Genomic DNA, 20,058 nt, shown 5'->3' on the forward strand with positions numbered 1-20,058 from the left:
CATGCATAAAATTGATATGGAGCTTATTGAAATGACATTAGATGTCATGAAATATGCTATTGGTAGAATTTCATCTACCGAACACCCAATAGGGAAGCCTAAAAAATACGAAGAACTAAAAGCTATTGTTGGCGAAACGGTTACAGAAAAAGGTGTTGGAGGTGAATACGCTTTTAATTTATGGAAAGAGCATTTGTCCAAAGCTAATGTGCCAGTAGATCATCCAAGAAATTTGGCATTTGTTCCAGCTTCACCAACGCGAGCAGCAATTATGTTCGATTTGGTAACGTCAGCTTCTAGTATTCACGGAGCCTATTGGATGGAAGGTGCTGGTGGAATTTTCTGCGAAAATGAGGCCATGTCTTGGATTGTTTCTTTAACAGGTTTGCCAAAAGGTGCATTTGGCGTCTTTACAAGTGGTGGAACAGCAGCTAACTTATCAGCAATTGTTACGGCTCGCGAATTTTGGCGTCGTGATGATACCTACAAGCGCGAAAAAGGCTTAATCATCACTTCTATTGGAGCACATTCGTCTATAAAAGCCATGGCAAAAGTAGCTGATGTGGATATTTTATTGGTGGATACAGAAGAACGATTAACAGGGGACGATTTACGAAAAACCATTGATGGTTTAAACTTTCACCAACGCAAACGTTTATTTGCGGTTGTAGCAACTGGTGGAACAACGAACGCAGGAATCATTGATGATTTAGAAGGTGTTGCCAATGTTTGTGAAGAAGAAAATCTATGGTTTCATGTAGATGCGGCTTATGGCGGTGGTGCCTTAGCAGCCGATTCGGTAAGACACCTATTTAACGGTATTGAACGTGCAGATAGTATTACAATTGATCCTCATAAATGGATGTTTTCACCTTATGATTGTGGTGCCGTTATTTATAAAGTACCCGAATTAGCTAAAGAAGCACATTCCCAACAAGGATCTTATTTAGATATTTTTAAAGATGAAGGTGCGCATGGGTTTAACCCAACGGATTATCAAATTCAATTAACACGTCGCGTACGTGGTTTACCTTTGTGGTTTTCACTAGCTACACATGGAACAGATCGTTATAAACAATCTGTAGAACGTGGTTTGGAATTAGCCCAGCTTGCGGGAAGAATGATTGAAGCGAATCCAAATGTGGAATTGGTAAGAGAACCAAGTTTATCATGTGTATTATATAGACGTATTGGTTGGAAACCTGAAGATTATACAAATTGGACCTATGAAAATCATGAAAAAGGATTTGCATTAGTAACGCCTACCAAATGGAAAAATGGTGATACATTTGAAACCGTTTCCCGTTTTTGTTTTATCAATCCGGATACAACAGAAAAGGATATTCAACTGATTTTGGAATCCATGAATTAATTATTCAAAAAAGTCCAACTCATAAATAGCTATTCATAAATCAATTGTTATTTTTGCACATGCAACACAACAACGTATTAATATTAGATTTCGGTTCGCAATACACACAACTAATTGCGCGTCGCGTTAGAGAACTCAACATTTACTGTGAGATTCATCCGTATAACAAAATTCCAAACAATTTAGAAACGTTTAAAGCTGTTATTCTTTCAGGAAGTCCAAATTCTGTAAGAGGAGAGGCGGTTTTACACCCCGATTTAAAGCATATTCGTGGTGAAAAACCCTTGCTAGCCGTTTGTTATGGTGCGCAATATTTAGCGCATTTTTCAGGAGGAGAAGTGGCACCTTCCAATACACGTGAATATGGTCGTGCTAATCTATCGTTTATAAAGGAAAAGGAAGATTTCTTTCACAACATATACCAAGGTAGCCAAGTTTGGATGAGCCATAGTGATACCATTAAAACACTTCCAGAAAATGGCGTTTTATTAGCCAGTACAGAAGATGTTAAAAATGCAGCTTACAAAATTGAAGGTGAACAAACCTATGCTATTCAATTTCACCCAGAAGTATATCACTCCAAAGACGGGAAACAATTACTAGAAAACTTTTTAGTCCATATTGCTCAAGTAGAACAAGACTGGACGCCACAATCGTTTGTAGAAGAAACGGTTGAAGATCTTCAGAAGAAATTAGGAAATGATCGGGTTGTTTTAGGATTGTCAGGAGGTGTGGATTCATCGGTTGCTGCTATGTTATTACATAAAGCAATTGGAAAAAATCTCTATTGTATTTTCGTAAATAACGGATTGTTACGTAAAAATGAGTACCAAGATGTATTAGATCAATACAAGGATATGGGACTTAACGTAAAAGGCGTAGATGCTTCGGCACGTTTTTTGGATGCACTAGCAGGATTAAGCGATCCAGAAGAAAAGCGTAAAGCTATTGGTCGTGTGTTTATTGAAGTTTTTGATGATGAAGCTCATGAGATTTCTGATGTAAAATGGTTAGCTCAAGGCACCATTTATCCAGATGTAATTGAAAGTGTTTCGGCAACAGGAGGTCCAAGTGCCACGATTAAAAGTCACCACAATGTTGGTGGATTACCCGATTTTATGAAACTTAAAATTGTGGAACCCTTGAAGGCTTTATTTAAAGATGAAGTCCGTCGTGTAGGTGCTTCCATGGATATGGATAAAAATTTATTAGGTCGTCATCCGTTTCCAGGACCTGGATTGGCTATTCGTATTTTAGGCGATATTACAGCTGAAAAAGTACGTATATTACAAGAGGTTGATGCAGTTTTTATTGGTAACCTTAAAAAGTGGAATCTGTATGATAGCGTATGGCAAGCAGGTGCTATTTTGTTACCTGTTAATAGCGTTGGAGTAATGGGTGATGAGCGTACGTATGAAAAATGTGTCGCATTAAGAGCCGTAGAAAGTACCGATGGTATGACAGCCGATTGGGTAAATTTACCTTATGAGTTTTTACAAAAAACATCAAACGAGATAATAAATAAAGTAAAAGGCGTTAATAGAGTAGTGTACGACATTAGTTCAAAACCACCAGCAACAATTGAGTGGGAATAAACGAAATGTCACTTCGCGTGATTTTTGAGGAACTAAAAAATTGTATCGAGAAGTTGGGCGTTACCACAAGGGTCGCGCTTTACACTTAAATCTTTTTATATCGCTTATATTTATAAAAAAGAATAAAAAGGATAACGTTGCAATCGCTAACGCAACGCTGAACGTATATAGATTATGAAGAAACTATTTTGCATTTTAAGCATCCTAATCCTGTTTGGTTGTGGCTCCACATCACAAGCACAAAATTATAAAACACATAAGGTAAAAGCCGGGGAAACTATAGAGGCTATTGCTAGACAATATCAACTAACACCTTTTGATATTTATGCATTAAATCCGGATGCCAAAAAGGAATTAAAAACCAATACGGTTTTAATTATTCCAAATAAAAAAATAGATCAATCAGCTCCACATGCCGCTATTGAAAAGGAATTAACAGGATTTAAAACCCATAAAGTAAAGCGTAGAGAAACATTATACAGCTTGTCTAAAGAGTATGATGTGGAACAAGACGAAATAAAAAAACACAACACCTTTTTATATGCCAATAACTTGCGTAAAGGCGATGAAATAAAAATACCTGTTTATAAAAAAGTGTTTACGGTTACTCAACCAGAAGAAACAGCCAAAACATATACCGTTTTACCAAAAGAAGGAAAATGGCGAATTGCCTATAAATTTGGAATAACAGTTGCCGAATTGGAAGCGTTAAACCCTGGAATGAATCCTATTCTACAAGAAGGCGAAGTTATAAATGTGCCAAACATAGGAGATACAGAAGAGAAACCTGTGGATAGTCAATATTCATATTATGAGGTTTTGCCAAAAGAAGGTTTCTACCGTCTTAAAGTAAAATTGGGTTTGGAGCAAAGTCAGTTGGAAACTTTAAACCCTGAATTAGTTGAAAGCGGACTGAAAGTAGGTATGATTTTAAAAGTACCTTATAACGCCACTGTTGAAGATGAAAACATAAAATTAGAAAGTACTGATTTAACAAATTCCATTTCAAGCTACAAACAGAAACATATAGCTATCATGTTGCCGTTTAAACTGAATCGAGTCAATGTAGATTCAGTTGCCGATGCGAAAGCACAAATTAAAAAAGATCCGTTTTTAAACACGTCATTGGATTTTTATTCAGGTGTTGTTGTGGCTTTAGATTCGCTTAAAAAACTAGGCGTTAATTTAAAAGTAGATGTTTACGATACTAAAAATATGGTAAGCGAAGTGTCCACGATTTTAAACGAAAATAATTTTGACGATGTTGATGCCGTTATTGGTCCATTAATGTCGAGTACTTTTGAAAAAGTGGCCTCCCAACTACAGAGTCGTAATATTCCGTTAATTTCACCTAATTTAAAAGATTTAAAGCTTTCAGATAATGTTTTTCAAACCATGCCTTCGGAAGAGTTGCTAAAGGCTAAAATTGTTAATTACGTAAAGAAAGATTCTTCAATTAATCAAATTATCATTATTGCAGATCAAAGTCGTGTGAAAGTTTCTAACGATTTAAAAATTCATTTCCCAACGGCTTCGCAAATCTATTCTCGAAAAGATAAAGAACAAAAGGATGCATTTTATATTTATGATACGGATATTATTTCAAAACTTAAACCTGGTAAAAATATCGTGTTTTTAGAAACATCTAATCCAGGATTCGTATCTAATGTGACTAGTAAATTGAATTCTTTAATTTCTAAAGATCGAAAAATTATTTTAGCAACCACCGAAATGGGTAGTGCTTTTGAAGATGATGAGGTTTCAAACTATCACTTATCTAATCTGCAATTAACATTTCCAGCTATAGCCAAAACTTATAATGAAGATGATAATAATAATTTTGCTAATAACTACCTCAAGCGGTTTGGCGTAACACCAAATAAAATTGCCGTTCGTGGTTTCGATTTAACAATGGATGTTGTCTTGCGTTTGGTAAATTATGATGATCTTTATGAATCCGTAAATCAAGCACCATTAACGGAATATGTTGAAAATAAATTCGCCTATAAAAAGAAATTATTTGGAGGTTACTTTAATGATACGGTGTATTTGGTGAAATATGAAGATTTAAAAATCGTAGAGATAAAACAGTAATAAATATGACAGCAACCGTAACGTATTTAGGCGATTTACGCACAGAAAATACCCACGTAAATTCAGGAAACACTTTTGTAACTGATGCGCCAGTTGATAATAATGGCAAAGGCGAAGCATTTTCGCCAACCGATACTGTTGCTACCGGATTAGCTAATTGCATGATGACGGTTATGGGAATAAAAGCCCGAGATATGAATTATGATATGTCAGGAACCAAAGCAGAAGTAACAAAAACTATGGCTTCTAATCCACGTCGTATCTCAAAAATTGAAGTGGTTTTAAGTTTTCCAAATCCAGCAGATAACAAAACACGTAAAATTTTGGAACACACAGGCAATACCTGCCCAGTACATTATAGTTTACATCCCGAAATTGAAAAAGTTGTAGTATTCAACTGGAAATAGAACGTCATAAACATGGAGCCAGACAGAGAGTTTCTTATAAAACTCGCGCATACTAAAATGCCTTATGGCAAATATAAAGATCGGTATTTAATTGATTTACCCGAATATTATGTGGTTTGGTATCAAAACAAAGGATTTCCGAAAGGTAAACTAGGCGACATGCTACAATCCGTTTACGAACTAAAATTAAATGGACTTGAAGAATTAATTCATAATATTAAACGCAATTTCCCGAAACGGTAGTTTGCAGTATTCAGTTTCATAAATTTACTTACAGTTTTACAACTTCGCGTCTTCGGGGGATAATTAAATGTTCCAGTATTCAGTTTGGTGTAGCATTATTTAGTCATATAACCTTATGCTCCATTTTTGCGCCTTTACGTATTCGTGAGATTTATTAATAAACAGAAGAACTTTACAACATACAAGCAAGTAATTCGACATCCTTTATTCATATCATAATTATTTATCTAACCATTATAAAAGTTATCAATTTCTAGTTACACTCCAATTTCAATAAGAGCGAAGTTACATAAGGCAACCCATATATTTTGATTATAACACATTAACATCACATTTCCACAACAAACAACTCCTCGACATACTGCAATACAACAAACATCTCCACAACTTATTTCCCCTTCAATTTCATTTCAAAAAAAACTCCGAAACACCCAAACTATTAAACTTAATATTGTAAATTTGCAGGCGTTTAACAGCGCAACATGACAACTACAACAAAATACATATTTGTAACAGGAGGTGTAACATCTTCTCTAGGTAAAGGCATTATAGCAGCCTCTTTGGCGAAACTCTTGCAAGCTCAAGGATACCGTACAACCATTCAGAAATTAGATCCTTATATAAACATAGATCCAGGAACATTAAATCCGTATGAACATGGCGAATGTTATGTAACGGATGATGGTGCAGAAACCGATTTAGATTTAGGTCATTACGAGCGTTTTTTAAACGTACCAACCAGTCAGGCTAATAATGTTACTACGGGACGTATTTACCAAAGCGTTATAGATAAAGAACGTCGCGGTGAATTTTTAGGAAAAACGGTTCAAGTAATTCCTCATATTACCGACGAAATCAAGGAACGCGTTCAAAAACTTGGTAATTCTGGTAATTTTGATATTGTGATTACTGAAATTGGTGGTACAGTAGGTGATATTGAATCCTTACCATACATTGAAGCCGTGAGACAATTACGTTGGGATTTAGGTGAAAAGAATGGTTTAGTTATTCATTTAACCTTGGTGCCGTATTTATCGGCTGCTGGCGAATTGAAAACAAAACCAACCCAACACAGTGTTAAAACACTCATGGAAAGTGGTGTTATGGCAGATATTCTTGTTTGCCGTACAGAGCATGAACTCCCAATGGAATTACGTAGAAAATTAGCGTTGTTTTGTAATGTTCGTGAAGAAGCAGTCATCCAATCTATTGATGCATCTACAATTTATGATGTTCCTAATTTAATGCTGAAGCAAGGTTTAGATACCGTTGTTTTGAAAAAATTAGGATTGGAAAGTCACGCTCCTGATTTAACCCGTTGGAATGAATTTTTAACACGTCTGAAAAATCCAAAAACCGAAGTAACCATTGGTTTAATTGGAAAATATGTTGAGTTACAAGATTCATATAAATCCATTTTAGAAGCCTTTATTCATGCAGGTGCTGAAAATGAAGTTAAAGTACATGTAGAACCTATTCATTCAGAATATTTAAACGCGGATAATATCCATGCGAAACTATCACATTTGAATGGTATTTTAGTAGCGCCAGGTTTTGGTGAGCGTGGTATTGAAGGAAAGATTGACGCTGTAAAGTATGTACGTGAAAACAATATGCCATTTTTCGGAATTTGTTTAGGCATGCAAATGGCAGTCATTGAATTTGCTAGAAATGTGATGAATTTAAAAGATGCCAACTCAACTGAAATGGATCCGAAAACATCAAACCCCGTAATTGGGTTAATGGAATCGCAAAAGGATGTCACAGAAAAAGGTGGCACCATGCGTTTAGGCGCTTGGACTTGTAATTTGAAAGCAAATAGTATTGCGCACAAGGTTTACAAATCCAATTCTATAGAAGAACGTCATAGACATCGTTACGAATTTAACAACACATATAAAGAACAGATTGAGGCTGCAGGAATGGTAGCTACAGGGATTAACCCAGAAACTAACTTGGTTGAAATTGTAGAAATTCCAGAACATCCATGGTTTGTTGGTGTGCAATATCACCCTGAATATAAGAGTACGGTTGCTAATCCGCATCCACTTTTTGTAGCTTTTGTTAAAGCTGCTTTAAAACATAAAAACAAGAATAAAAGTGCCACTATGGCATAAAAATAATTTTGGATAGTTTTTTGTAAACAGCATAAAACTATTTATTTGATAATTTTTATAAGTGTCCTTTTTGAAATATATCGATAAAACGCATTATTATGCCATCGGTAGTTTTAAAATGACAACCAATTTAATATATGGAACAAAAGAAATTTGACCTGAATTCGATAATAGGGTTTGTCCTAATTTTCGGAATATTAGTGTACATGATGTACGCCAACCAGCCAACTCCAGAGGAATTAGCGGAACAAGAACAAGCAAAACAAGAGCAAGTTGAAGCTGAAAAGCAAGCTCAAAATCAGAAAGAAACTGTTGTTACAACTGCTGAAGATTATTCAGTAACCAGCGCACAAGATTCTACACAACTGGTAGCATTACAGAATAAATTAGGTGCTTTTGCTTATTCTGCAAGCTTGCCGTCTGCAAAATCTAATGAAACAGAAGTGAAAACGGATGTACTAGATTTAAAATTCAGTAATAAAGGTGGTTACTTATCTGAAGTCAAATTAAAAAAGTTTGTCGATTTTGATTCCATTCCAATTTATCTTATAAAAGATGGGAATACGGATTTTAATATCAATTTCGGTACAGCTGATAGTCGCATTCTAAATACTAAAGATTTATATTTTGAGCCAACAGTAACTAAAAATGGTGAAAACACGGTAGTTTCTATGAAACTTAAAGTGTCTGCAAATCAGTTTTTAGAATATCGTTATGAAATTCAACCAAATGATTATATGGTTGATTTTACAATTCGTTCTCAAGGCTTAAGTAATGTTATTAATAGTTCGCAACCCATCAATCTAGATTGGCAATTACAAACTTATCGTCATGATAAAAGTATCAGTTATGAAAATCGTTACACGCGATTAACATACCAATATGAAGGTGGTAAAATTGATAAATTAAGCCCAACAGGTGAAGATGAAGAAACAGAAGTTGATGTAAGTTGGTTGTCGTACAGACAGCATTTCTTTAGCAGTATTTTAACGTCAAAAGTGCCATTAAAATCAGTTCAATTCAATTCTACCGACTTGGTGGAAAATGAAGAAATTGATACGGTGTTTACAAAGGCGTATCAAACGAGATTTGCTTTAGAGGCTAATGCTGGCGAGTTAAATCAAGAATTAGGTTTTTATTTCGGACCAACAGACAACAAAGTTCTACACAAATATGATATTGGTCTAGAAGATAGTATTCCATTTGGTTGGGGAATCTTCGGTTGGATAAATCGTTACGTTTTTGTGCCATTATTTGCATTTTTAGCAGGCTTTTTACCCTATGGTGTCGCTATTATTGTAATGACCATTTTAATAAAATTCCTGTTATCATTTGTTCAGTACAAGCAATTCTTATCTCAGGCGAAATTAAAAGTTTTAAAACCAGAATTAGATGCTATTCGTGAGAAGCATAAGAATAATAAAATGAAAGCGCAGCAAGAAACAATGGCTTTACAAAATAAAGCAGGCGCAAGTCCGTTGAGTGGTTGTTTACCAGCTTTAATACAGTTGCCAGTTTTCTATGCTTTATTCCAATTTTTCCCATCGGCTTTCGATTTAAGACAGAAAAGTTTCCTTTGGGCAGACGATTTATCATCTTATGATATTGTAGCCAATTTACCATTTACCATTCCGTGGTATGGTGATCACGTCAGTTTATTTCCAATATTAGCGTCTATTGCTATTTTCTTCTATATGAAAATGACAACAGGACAGCAAATGGCATCGCAACCAACCCAAGAAGGTATGCCAGATATGGCTAAACTAATGAAGTACATGATTTACTTATCACCATTAATGATGTTATTCTTTTTTAATAACTATGCATCTGGTTTAAGTTTGTATTACTTTATTTCCAACTTGATTAGTATCGGGATTATGTTAGTTATTAAAAACTACATTCTGGATGAAGATAAAATTCATGCTCAAATTCAGATTAATAAGAAGAAACCTAAAAAGCAAAATAAGTTTCAGAAGAAAATGGCTGATATGATGGAGCAAGCCGAACAACAGAAACAAACGCAAGAAAAGCGTAAGAAGTAAAAGAAAAATCAAGCTGCCTTAATTGGCAGCTTTTTTGATATAACAAATTCTATATTTTTTCGTTTAGACATTTAATACACAGTTTATAATTATGAAACAGATACTTTTTGTTTTAGCACTATTTATGGGTTTTATGAGTTTTGCTCAAACACTCAATCAGTTTGATGCCAATGGCAAACGAGACGGTAAGTGGAAAAAGAATTTTGAAGGAACAGATGTTGTTCGTTATGAAGGCGCTTTTCAACATGGAAAGGAAATTGGCGTGTTTAAATTCTATAAAAATATTAAAGGTGAACCCGTTTTGACTGCTACACGTGCGTTTAATCCAAATACAGACACGGCAAAAGTGACCTTTCTTGGAAGTACAGGAAAAGTTATTAGCGAAGGGTTCATGCGAGATAAAACATACATTGGCGAATGGAAGTACTACCACAACAATGGAACGCAAATCATGACTTTAGAACATTATAGTAATAAAGGACTGCTAGAAGGTGCGCGATATGTTTATTACTTAAGTGGGCAAGTTGCTGAAAAAACGCTTTATGAAATTGGAAAGCTACATGGTAAAACATTAGGGTATGCCGAAAACGGAACTGTTATTAAAGAACATCACTATAAAATGGGCAATTTACACGGAGAAGCTAAATTTTATGATGAAGCTGGAGGCTTATTAGTTGAGGGTTCTTATCGTAATGATCAGAAGCATGGAATTTGGAAGTATTATGAAAATGGTACTTTAAAGGAAGAAAAGGACTTTACGCCAAAAACTAATAATCCGTATAAGAAGTCTAATTAAGAATTAATTACATAAAATATAAAAGCTCCTTAAAGATTTAAGGAGCTTTATTTTGTTAGGTATGCATTTGTAATTTTTAGCTATTAATCAATCAAAATGGGGAATACCTAAACATAAGGACTGCAATCTAAGTAATATATTCTTTAATTCAAAATGGAGCTCAATATTTTAATTGTAAAATTTCTCCTACTATATCTTTACTGATTTTATAAAAAAAAAGCTGTTCTAATTAAAGAACAGCCTCTCTCTTTCAAAGCAATTTTAATCAAATTTATAGTGTTCAAAAAGTTGATCACTATAATACGTTACTATTATAAAGGTGGTAAAACAACCTTGTCGATAGCATGAATTACGCCATTGGAAGCTTGAACATCAACAGCAATTATGTTGCTTACTCTGCCGTTTGCATCAGTTAAGGTTGCACCACCAGTAATATTTGCTGTTATGTTTCCGCCTAAAGTACCAATCGTCATGTTATCCATTAAAGCACTTGATCTTACGTTTGCACCTGCAACCGCATGCATATCTAATGTAGCTTTTAAAGTTGCTTCTGGAATATCAGCTAAACCTGCAACATTTAATTCCGTTAGCAAATCGCCAAAGGCTGCATTAGTTGGCGCGAAAACAGTAAACGGAGCAGGAGCTGTTCCGTTTGGAGTAGAAAGCGTTCCTACATAATCAAACGTTAAATCATCTCTTGTTAAAGCTGCTACTAAAGTTTCAAAAGTAGGATCAGCTAAAGCGAAATCTACTACAGTTGGTAATCCGATAACCGCATCCACTGCGTGAATAACACCATTTGTTCCCACAACATCTGCAATAGCAACACTTGAAATTCCATTAAATTTAACACCATCTGCAGTGTTGAAATATAAGCTCATAGCGTTGTTTCCAGCACCAGTTGCGCTAGTTGTTGTGTAACCTGCACCCATATCTACTAAATCTGTAGAAAAAGTAGCACCTGCTAATACATGGTTTAAAAGTACTTGCGATAATACATCCGTTGGTACATCACCTAAACCAGAAAAACCGTTATCCGCTAAAAAGTTAGCGAAAGCTGTGTCCACTGGTGCTAAAACTGTAAATGGTCCATTTCCTTGTAGTACAGAAACTAAATCACCATCAGCAGCACCTAAAGCAGCTACTAAATTGCTAAAGCTAGAGTTTGCAAGTGCGTGATCTACCACATCTGGTAAGCCAATAACACCATCAACTATGTGAATGATTCCATTAGAAGCCGAAATATCTGCTGTTGAAACAGATGATACGTTATTAAAACGCACATCGCTATTAGCTGTATTGAAATATAAACTCATGCTTGCTCCACCTGCACCTGTTGCATTGGTAGACGCGTAACCAGAACCTTGGCTTACTAAAGCTGTTGAGGGTACAGATCCCGAAATTACATGGTTTAAAAGTATTTGTGAAAGTACATCTGTTGGTACATCATTTAAGGAAGCAAATCCATTAGCTGATAAAAATGCAGCAAAAGCATCATTATCTGGTGCTAATACGGTAAATGGTCCCGATCCTTGTAAAACTGAAACTAAATCCCCGTCTGCGGCTTGTAAAGCAGCTACTAATGAACTTAATTCTGGAGTTGCTATCGCCAAATCTACAATGTTGTTTTGTTGAATAGGTGGCGTATAAACGTCGTTATCATCATCACTACTACAGGATGTGATAAATAAGACTACAAGTAGTGTAGCCGAAAATCTTTTTAATGCTGTTAATGTTTTCATCTTTTAAAGTTTTTTTTGTTTGTTTAGCAAATATACAAAAACATTAAACAAAATCCCTAATAATGTTTATTAAATTTAACAAAAGATTAAACAAAATAATATTTAATCCTTCAATTTGCACAGGAATAAAGCAACAATAATTACATGATTTCCGTATCTTTGCACCCTATTATGGAAAATAAAAAACGTGTTATTGTCGGATTATCTGGAGGAGTAGATTCCAGTGTGGCAGCCTATCTTTTAAAAGAGCAGGGCTTTGAAGTTATTGGCTTGTTTATGAAAAACTGGCATGATGATTCTGTAACTATTTCTGATGAATGTCCTTGGCTAGATGATAGTAATGACGCCATGTTAGTGGCAGATAAATTAGGAATTCCCTTTCAGACAGTCGATTTAAGCGAAGAATATAAAGAACGTATTGTTGATTATATGTTCAAAGAATACGAAAGCGGACGCACGCCAAATCCAGACGTGCTTTGTAATCGGGAAATCAAATTTGATGTGTTTATGAAAATAGCTTTAGATCTTGGTGCCGATTTTGTAGCAACAGGTCATTATTGTCGAAAAACATCTTTTGATAAAAACGGAGAATTTGTTCATCAATTATTGGCAGGCGTGGATGATAATAAAGATCAATCCTACTTTTTATGTCAATTATCGCAGGCGCAATTAGCAAAATCGCTATTTCCTATAGGCGAGTTAACAAAACCGGAAGTTCGCGAAATAGCAACGAAACTGGATTTGGTAACAGCTGATAAAAAGGACTCTCAAGGTTTGTGTTTTATTGGAAAAGTGCGGTTGCCAGATTTTCTTCAACAACAGCTAAAACCAAAAGAAGGTGTTATTGTTGAAATCCCAAGCAGCTATTCAGAATATGAAATTACAAATCCGATTTTTGATTCTAAAGAATTGGAATTAGCCTATTTATCTAGAAAAGCGGATTATAACCTTACGGACGGAAAAGTAGTTGGGAAACACCAAGGTGCCCATTTTTATACCAAAGGACAGCGAAAAGGTTTGGCCGTTGGCGGAACCGTGGAACCACTATTTGTAATTGATACAGATGTTAACGAGAATGTGATTTACACAGGTCAAGGAAAAGCACATCCAGGATTATATAAATCGGCTTTATTTATAACAAATGATGATTTGCATTGGGTTCGTGAAGATTTAGCATTATTAACAGGGGAAACCATGAATGTTTTAGCACGTATTCGCTACAGACAACCATTAGAAAAAGCAACCTTATATCGTGTAGAATCTGGTTTATATATTGAGTTTTCAAACCCACAGTCAGCCATAGCTGAAGGGCAGTTTGCAGCTTGGTATTTAGCTGACGAGCTAATTGGTTCTGGCGTTATTTCATAAGAAATAGTCCAGTTTACAAAATTCCTGACGCTTTTGTAAGTTACTATATTTCAATTTAAAAACACAACATATGATGTCCAATAAAATCACCAAACTTTTTAATATTCAATACCCAATTATACAAGCTGGAATGATCTGGAATTCAGGTTGGCGTTTAGCTTCAGCATCTAGTAACGCTGGAATTCTAGGTTTGTTAGGAGCAGGAAGTATGTATCCAGATGTGTTGCGTGAGCATATTCAGAAATGTAAAAAAGCAACCGATAAACCCTTTGGTGTTAACGTACCTATGTTATATCCAAATGTGGAAGAAATCATGAATATTATTGTGGAAGAAGGTGTGAAAATTGTTTTTACGTCTGCAGGAAATCCGAAAACGTGGACAAGTTGGTTGCAAGAACGTGACATTACGGTTGTTCATGTGGTGAGCAGTGTAAAATTTGCCTTAAAAGCACAAGATGCTGGTGTGGATGCGATTGTAGCCGAAGGTTTTGAAGCTGGTGGTCATAATGGTCGTGACGAGACCACAACGCTAACATTAATTCCAATGGTAAAAGAACAGCTGTCTATTCCATTAATTGCAGCTGGAGGTATTGCCACAGGAAAAGCCATGTTAGCTACTATGATTTTAGGTGCCGATGCCGTTCAAGTTGGAAGTCGCTTTGTGGCGAGTGAAGAAAGTTCAGCACATCAAGCTTTTAAACAAATTGTTTTGGATGTAAAGGAAGGTGATACCCAATTAACGTTAAAAGAATTGGCACCAGTACGATTGGTTAAAAACAAATTCTACGACGAGATTCAGGAGCTTTATAAATCATCTCCAACACCAGAGCAATTAAAAGAACTCTTAGGTCGTGCGCGCGCTAAACGTGGTATGTTTGAAGGTGATTTGGAAGATGGCGAATTGGAAATTGGGCAAATAGCAGGACTTATTCACGATATAAAACCTGTAGCCGAGATTGTAAAGGATATGGTGGCCGAATTTGAAGAAGCCAAGCAGCATGTTCAAAAAATATAATTAGTATACCTTAATCAAAAATTTAAATACGTTTTATGAAATTAAAATTACTTCTATTATCTACCTACTTATTTAGTGTAGCCAGTTACGCACAAATTCAATTTCAAACTGATATTATTTCAGATAATTCTAATTATGGTTCTAGTGTTTCTGGATCTTTTGCCGCAGATTTAGATGGCGATGGCGATCTGGATGTTCTAACGTATTACTATGAAGGTAATTTTGTTTGGTATGAAAATAAACCCAATGAAGGCGGTTTAGTTGAGCCAAAAGTTATTCACCATAGTTTAAATGGCACTAATTCCAATTTTTTTGCTGTCGATATAGATAATGATGGTGATTTGGATGCTATTGCATCAGATGGAGATAATATCTTTTGGTATGAAAATGATGGTTTAGGTAACTTTAGTACGCAACATATTATAACGACAGAGGTTGAAAGTGTTATTTCATTGGATTATTATGATATTGATGGTGATGGCGATTTAGATATATTTTCGACATCTATATTTGATGACAAAGTTGCTTGGTACGAAAATCTTGATGGTCTTGGTGGATTTGGTTCTCAAATAATTATTTCTCAAGCAGCATCCGTTTTTACGGGAACTATATTTATTGAAGATATGGATGGCGATGGTGATGGCGATATATTGGTAAGTAATAACGGTCTTGTTTGGATAGAAAATAGTGATGGAAATGGCACATTTACAACCGTACATACTATTACTACTGAAAATACCAACAACTTCTTTCCTGTAGATTTGGATGGTGATGGCGATATGGATATTGTATTTCCAGATGGGTATGATGATGTTGTTAGGTGGTATGAAAACACAAATGGATTAGGAACCTTTGGCTCTAGTCAATTTATTGGTCTTGTTGATGGTGATATTAATTACGTTTACGCTGGTGATATTGATGATGATGGCGACGTTGATGTTTTAGCAGATGGTAGAGGTGTATTTTATTATGAGAACGATGGTAGCGAAGATTTTGGTTTTGCAAATAATATATATACCTATTCAAGTATCTCTAACGCAGGAAGCATTTACGCAGCAGATATAGATAATGATGGCGATCTAGATGTTTTGTCTAATGGAAACGTCAGTACAAAATCTGGATTAGCATATAATGAGTTTGATCAAACTACTAGTGATTTTAAACCAGAACGATTTTTAAGTGAATTTGTAAGTAACCCAATTGAAGCGCTTGCTGCTGACATGGATAATGATGGAGATTTAGATTTTTTAGTTGTTTCAAATAGAGATAATAAAATTTCATGGTTTGAAGACATTGATGGTACTCAAAACTTCGCAGAACAACATGTTATATCTAATTCAGTCTATGGTCCAAGGTCTTTAAAAGCTGAAGACATCGATAATGATGGTGATTTGGATGTCATTGTAGCATCTGAAGTTGGAGATAAGGTAATTTGGTTCAAGAATCAAGGTGATGGAACTTTTGGATCTGAAACCATTATTACAAACCTTACTGATGCACCTCACATGATTGCTATTGACGACATGGATAACGATGGTGATTTAGATATCATTTCCGCATCAAACCGTGACGATAAAATTGCCTGGTATGAAAATGAAGATGGATTAGGAAGTTTTGGTGTTCAGCAAGTCATTTCTACAGAAATAAATGGCGTTATAAGCGTTTATACTGGTGATTTTGATACTGATGGCAACATCGATTTATTTGCGTCTGGCGGCATTGACAGTGTGGTTTCATGGTTTAAACATACAGATGGGCAAGGGAGTTTTGAACCTATGGTTGTAATTGCATATGGTATGTATCAGATCAATTCTATGGATGTCGGTGATATTGATGGTGATGGCGATTTAGATATCCTAGTTGGAAGTAGTAGTGGTGGAACCGATCTTTCATGGTTTGAAAATTTAGATGGTAATGGTCAATTTCACTATGCTAATGAAATTACTAATTCTGCAGCAGCTGTCGTCAGTTTGGCAGATATAGATAATGATGGCGATTTAGATATTGTAGCAACAACTTCCAATTTTGTCTCATGGTATAGAAACCAAGATGGATTAGGTAATTATGCTAGTGGTTCTAGTATCATCGTGGCTTCTAGATATGATAAATCGTTTCATGTAGTAGATATGGATTTCGATGGCGATATGGATTTGATTTCCACAAGAGAAGAAAATGACCAACTGGCATATTCGAAAAATTTAGGTGTTGTAGGAAATGAAATTAATGGAACTGTTCAAGTAGATGTAAACGGTGATGGTTGTGATGAATTGGATGCCTATTATCCAAATATTATGGTGGTTGCTAATAATGGTTCAACAAGTTTTGGAACCTTTACGCGCAATAATGGTTCGTATCAAATACCTGTAAATTCTGGTAACTTTACAACAACTATAGCAGGTGGTTTACCATCTTATTATACACCAAATCCAGAAACTTATACGTTTAATTATTCAGGAACAGGAAATGTTGAAACGGCTAATTTTTGTTTAGAGCCCAATCAGCAAATTAATGATTTGAATATTAGTGTATATCCAATTACTCAAGCCAGACCAGGATTTGATGTTAGGTATAGAATTGTTTATAAGAATTTAGGAACAGACCCGTTGAGTGGAACTATTAACTTCGCATTTAATGGTGCTATGCTTAATGTGGTAAGTGCTAGTGAAACCATTTCTAGTCAAACAGCCAATATGTTGAATTTTAATTATTCGGATTTAAACCCTTATGAATCTAGAAATATAGATGTCATTTTTAACGTTTTACCACCTCCAACGGTTAATATTGACGACACTATTGCTTCAGAAGTAACGATAAATCCTATTACTGGAGATTTCACGGAAAACGATAATATTTTCACCTATAATCAAACCGTAATTGGTTCGTATGATCCTAATGATATAACCTGTATGGAAGGTGATGAGGTTTTAATAGATGATTCAGATGAATATTTGCATTATTTAATCCGTTTTCAAAATACAGGAACAGCATCAGCTATTAATGTGAAGGTAGAAAATATATTGGACAATAAATTGGATTGGACAACGCTTCAAATTGAAACAACAAGTCACACTAATCGGGTTCAAATTAAAAATGAGAATGAACTAGCTTTTATTTTTAGTGGTATTAATTTACCAGATAGCACGTCAGATGAGCCAAACTCTCACGGATTTATTGCTTATAAAGTTAAGCCTAAAAATGATGTTTTAGAAGGTGATATTGTATTTAACACAGCAGATATTTATTTCGATTTTAATGAAGCTATAATAACCAATACAGCAACAACTGAATTTGTTGGAACACTATCCGTTGCAGAAAACAGTCTCTCTAAATTTTTAGCGTATCCAAACCCAACAACTGGGGTTCTAAAGATTCAATCGAATACTGCCATATCTAAACTAGAAATTTATAACAATTTAGGTCAATCTGTTATGTTACAATTAAATACGAACGAAGTTGATATGACTAAACTGAAATCAGGTATTTATTTTATGAAGATTCAAGATGCGAATGGCAATCAAGAAATTATCAAAACTATAAAGCAATAACACACTTTAATTTAATAAAAAGCATGCCTACTTCGGCGTGCTTTTTTTTGCAATAAATACTCGGAAATTTAGGTGAAAACAAAAAGCTAAATACTACTTTTGCAAAATGGTTTTAAGCAACTACACAAAAGAATTTAAATACAACTGGCAACTGGCAGCTCCTGTCATGTTGGGCATGTTAGGACACACTTTTGTAGGATTTGTAGATAATATCATGGTAGGCCAATTAGGTACTGCTCAATTAGCTGCTGTGTCTTTAGGTAATAGTTTTATGTTTATTGCCATGTCTTTAGGAATTGGTTTTTCAACAGCTATTACGCCTTTAGTTGCGGAAGCCGATGCAGAAGGGAATTTTGCCAAAGGTAAATCAGCATTTAAGCATGGCTTGTTTTTATGTACATCTTTAGGGTTATTTCTATTTATACTGCTCTTATTTGCCAAACCGTTAATGTATTTAATGAAGCAGCCTTTGGAGGTTGTAGAATTAGCTATTCCGTATTTGGATTGGGTAGCCTTTTCGTTAGTGCCTTTAATTGTTTTTCAGGCATTTAAGCAATTTAGTGATGGTTTATCCATGACGCGTTATCCTATGTATGCTACAATTTTGGCCAATGTTGTAAATGTAGTTTTAAACTACGTCCTTATTTTTGGAAAGTTTGGCTTTCCGGAATATGGCATTGTTGGAGCAGCTTATGGTACATTAATCTCACGTGTGGTCATGGTTGTTTTCCTTTGGTGGATTCTTAAAGGACATAAAAAATCTAGAGATTATGTTACCAATATTAAAATATTTGTGTTGGATAAATTGGAGCTCAAAAAAGTGATCAATTTAGGTTCGCCTAGCGCTATGCAAATGTTTTTTGAGGTTGCCATTTTTACAGCTGCTATTTGGTTGAGTGGTTTGCTAGGGAAGAATGCACAAGCAGCCAATCAAATTGCTTTAAATTTATCCTCCATGACTTTTATGGTGGCAACGGGTTTAAGTGTTGCATCTATGATACGTGTTGGAAATCAAAAAGGATTGAAGAATTATTTTGAGCTACGCCGAATTGCCTTTTCTATTTTCTTATTAGGAATGATTTTGGCCGTAACTTTCGGATTGTTATTTTTTATCTTCCATCAGCAATTACCAAAATTGTATTTAGATAATTCGGATGTTTTAAATGCGGTTGATAATGCCGAAGTATTAAGTATAGCAGCCAATTTATTAATTGCGGCTGCCATTTTTCAAATTAGTGATAGTATTCAGGTGGTTATGCTTGGTGCTTTGCGTGGTTTACAGGATGTTAAAATACCAACCATAATTACCTTTATATCCTATTGGGTTGTTGGGTTTCCAATTAGTATTTACTTCGGAAGCGCAGAACGCTACGCTAGTTTTGGAATTTGGATGGGTTTATTAGCAGGATTAACAGTAGCAGCAATTTTATTATTTATCCGATTTAACTATCTTACCAAACGTTTAATTTTATCTAACAAGTAACAATCATATATGGAATTCCCAAAATTTTTATTAGGCGACAATACCGATTTTCCCGATGCTATTTTCGTTATTCATACCGATTTCCCTAGATTTATAATCAATTTAGAAAATGATGATGTAGAATGGTTGGAGGATTTTGATCAACATGATCAAAAAGAATTGGAGATGGAAGCTGAATCGTTAATCCAGCAAGCAAACGATTTTTATGATCGTGAAATTGAACGTTACGAAGATTAATT

General features: G+C 35.0%; 14 protein-coding genes. 13 read left to right on the top strand and 1 reads right to left on the bottom strand.

The window, feature by feature from the left end:
- Nucleotide 1: 1 nt before the first annotated feature.
- The 8 genes from ES675_RS13510 (at nt 2) to ES675_RS13545 (ending at nt 10,666) form a co-directional block, all read left to right on the top strand.
- Nucleotides 2–1,372 (top strand): pyridoxal phosphate-dependent decarboxylase family protein, encoded by a 1,371-nt coding sequence (locus ES675_RS13510; protein WP_066250116.1) that lies wholly within the window; start codon nt 2–4, stop codon nt 1,370–1,372.
- Between the two features lie 59 nt (nt 1,373–1,431).
- Nucleotides 1,432–2,967 (top strand): glutamine-hydrolyzing GMP synthase, encoded by a 1,536-nt coding sequence (guaA, locus tag ES675_RS13515; RefSeq protein ID WP_066250118.1) that lies wholly within the window; start codon nt 1,432–1,434, stop codon nt 2,965–2,967.
- Nucleotides 2,968–3,141: 174 nt separating this feature from the next.
- Nucleotides 3,142–5,061: a LysM peptidoglycan-binding domain-containing protein gene (locus tag ES675_RS13520; RefSeq protein WP_066250120.1), complete on the top strand. Its 1,920-nt coding sequence runs from the start codon at nt 3,142–3,144 to the stop codon at nt 5,059–5,061.
- Nucleotides 5,062–5,066: 5 nt separating this feature from the next.
- On the top strand, nt 5,067–5,468 hold the full coding sequence (locus ES675_RS13525; RefSeq protein ID WP_066250122.1) for an OsmC family protein: 402 nt from the start codon (nt 5,067–5,069) through the stop codon (nt 5,466–5,468).
- Between the two features lie 12 nt (nt 5,469–5,480).
- Nucleotides 5,481–5,711, top strand: a complete 231-nt coding sequence (locus tag ES675_RS13530; RefSeq protein ID WP_066250124.1) for a DUF3820 family protein — start codon at nt 5,481–5,483, stop codon at nt 5,709–5,711.
- Between the two features lie 482 nt (nt 5,712–6,193).
- The gene (locus ES675_RS13535; RefSeq protein WP_066250126.1) at nt 6,194–7,828 is read left to right on the top strand and encodes a CTP synthase; all 1,635 of its coding nucleotides are present in this window, start codon (nt 6,194–6,196) and stop codon (nt 7,826–7,828) included.
- A gap of 137 nt (nt 7,829–7,965) precedes the next feature.
- Nucleotides 7,966–9,870, top strand: a complete 1,905-nt coding sequence (yidC, locus tag ES675_RS13540; RefSeq protein ID WP_066250129.1) for a membrane protein insertase YidC — start codon at nt 7,966–7,968, stop codon at nt 9,868–9,870.
- A 91-nt stretch (nt 9,871–9,961) separates the two neighbouring features.
- The gene (locus tag ES675_RS13545) at nt 9,962–10,666 is read left to right on the top strand and encodes a toxin-antitoxin system YwqK family antitoxin (RefSeq protein WP_066250132.1); all 705 of its coding nucleotides are present in this window, start codon (nt 9,962–9,964) and stop codon (nt 10,664–10,666) included.
- A gap of 311 nt (nt 10,667–10,977) precedes the next feature.
- Here the strand turns inward: ES675_RS13545 and ES675_RS13550 are convergent, their stop codons facing one another.
- Nucleotides 10,978–12,408, bottom strand: coding sequence for a fasciclin domain-containing protein (locus ES675_RS13550; RefSeq protein WP_066250136.1), 1,431 nt, complete (start codon nt 12,406–12,408; stop codon nt 10,978–10,980).
- 144 nt (nt 12,409–12,552) lie between these two features.
- Between ES675_RS13550 and mnmA the strand changes: the two genes are divergently transcribed.
- The 5 genes from mnmA to ES675_RS13575 all read left to right on the top strand — a co-directional run bounded on the left by mnmA (nt 12,553) and on the right by ES675_RS13575 (nt 20,056).
- Nucleotides 12,553–13,776: a tRNA 2-thiouridine(34) synthase MnmA gene (mnmA, locus tag ES675_RS13555; RefSeq protein ID WP_394349086.1), complete on the top strand. Its 1,224-nt coding sequence runs from the start codon at nt 12,553–12,555 to the stop codon at nt 13,774–13,776.
- 73 nt (nt 13,777–13,849) lie between these two features.
- Entirely contained in the window at nt 13,850–14,791 is a 942-nt protein-coding gene (locus ES675_RS13560; RefSeq protein WP_066250417.1) for an NAD(P)H-dependent flavin oxidoreductase, read from the top strand.
- Nucleotides 14,792–14,826: 35 nt separating this feature from the next.
- A complete protein-coding gene (locus ES675_RS13565; RefSeq protein ID WP_066250139.1) occupies nt 14,827–18,336 on the top strand; it encodes an FG-GAP-like repeat-containing protein in 3,510 nt (1,169 codons plus the stop codon).
- A gap of 106 nt (nt 18,337–18,442) precedes the next feature.
- Nucleotides 18,443–19,819, top strand: coding sequence for an MATE family efflux transporter (locus ES675_RS13570; RefSeq protein ID WP_066250147.1), 1,377 nt, complete (start codon nt 18,443–18,445; stop codon nt 19,817–19,819).
- A gap of 9 nt (nt 19,820–19,828) precedes the next feature.
- A complete protein-coding gene (locus ES675_RS13575; RefSeq protein ID WP_066250153.1) occupies nt 19,829–20,056 on the top strand; it encodes a hypothetical protein in 228 nt (75 codons plus the stop codon).
- The last annotated feature ends 2 nt before the right edge of the window (nt 20,057–20,058 follow it).

This window comes from Algorimicrobium algoritergicola, from assembly GCF_008086165.1.
Lineage (GTDB): Bacteria > Bacteroidota > Bacteroidia > Flavobacteriales > Flavobacteriaceae > Algorimicrobium > Algorimicrobium algoritergicola.

Excerpts from the sequence above, each read along its gene's own strand:
- ES675_RS13510 (WP_066250116.1), top strand. The coding sequence starts at position 2 with ATGCATAAAATTGATATGGAGCTTATTGAAATGACATTAGATGTCATG.
- guaA (WP_066250118.1), top strand. The coding sequence starts at position 1,432 with ATGCAACACAACAACGTATTAATATTAGATTTCGGTTCGCAATACACA.
- ES675_RS13520 (WP_066250120.1), top strand. The coding sequence starts at position 3,142 with ATGAAGAAACTATTTTGCATTTTAAGCATCCTAATCCTGTTTGGTTGT.
- ES675_RS13525 (WP_066250122.1), top strand. The coding sequence starts at position 5,067 with ATGACAGCAACCGTAACGTATTTAGGCGATTTACGCACAGAAAATACC.
- ES675_RS13530 (WP_066250124.1), top strand. The coding sequence starts at position 5,481 with ATGGAGCCAGACAGAGAGTTTCTTATAAAACTCGCGCATACTAAAATG.
- ES675_RS13535 (WP_066250126.1), top strand. The coding sequence starts at position 6,194 with ATGACAACTACAACAAAATACATATTTGTAACAGGAGGTGTAACATCT.
- yidC (WP_066250129.1), top strand. The coding sequence starts at position 7,966 with ATGGAACAAAAGAAATTTGACCTGAATTCGATAATAGGGTTTGTCCTA.
- ES675_RS13545 (WP_066250132.1), top strand. The coding sequence starts at position 9,962 with ATGAAACAGATACTTTTTGTTTTAGCACTATTTATGGGTTTTATGAGT.
- ES675_RS13550 (WP_066250136.1), bottom strand. The coding sequence starts at position 12,408 with ATGAAAACATTAACAGCATTAAAAAGATTTTCGGCTACACTACTTGTA.
- mnmA (WP_394349086.1), top strand. The coding sequence starts at position 12,553 with ATGATTTCCGTATCTTTGCACCCTATTATGGAAAATAAAAAACGTGTT.
- ES675_RS13560 (WP_066250417.1), top strand. The coding sequence starts at position 13,850 with ATGTCCAATAAAATCACCAAACTTTTTAATATTCAATACCCAATTATA.
- ES675_RS13565 (WP_066250139.1), top strand. The coding sequence starts at position 14,827 with ATGAAATTAAAATTACTTCTATTATCTACCTACTTATTTAGTGTAGCC.
- ES675_RS13570 (WP_066250147.1), top strand. The coding sequence starts at position 18,443 with ATGGTTTTAAGCAACTACACAAAAGAATTTAAATACAACTGGCAACTG.
- ES675_RS13575 (WP_066250153.1), top strand. The coding sequence starts at position 19,829 with ATGGAATTCCCAAAATTTTTATTAGGCGACAATACCGATTTTCCCGAT.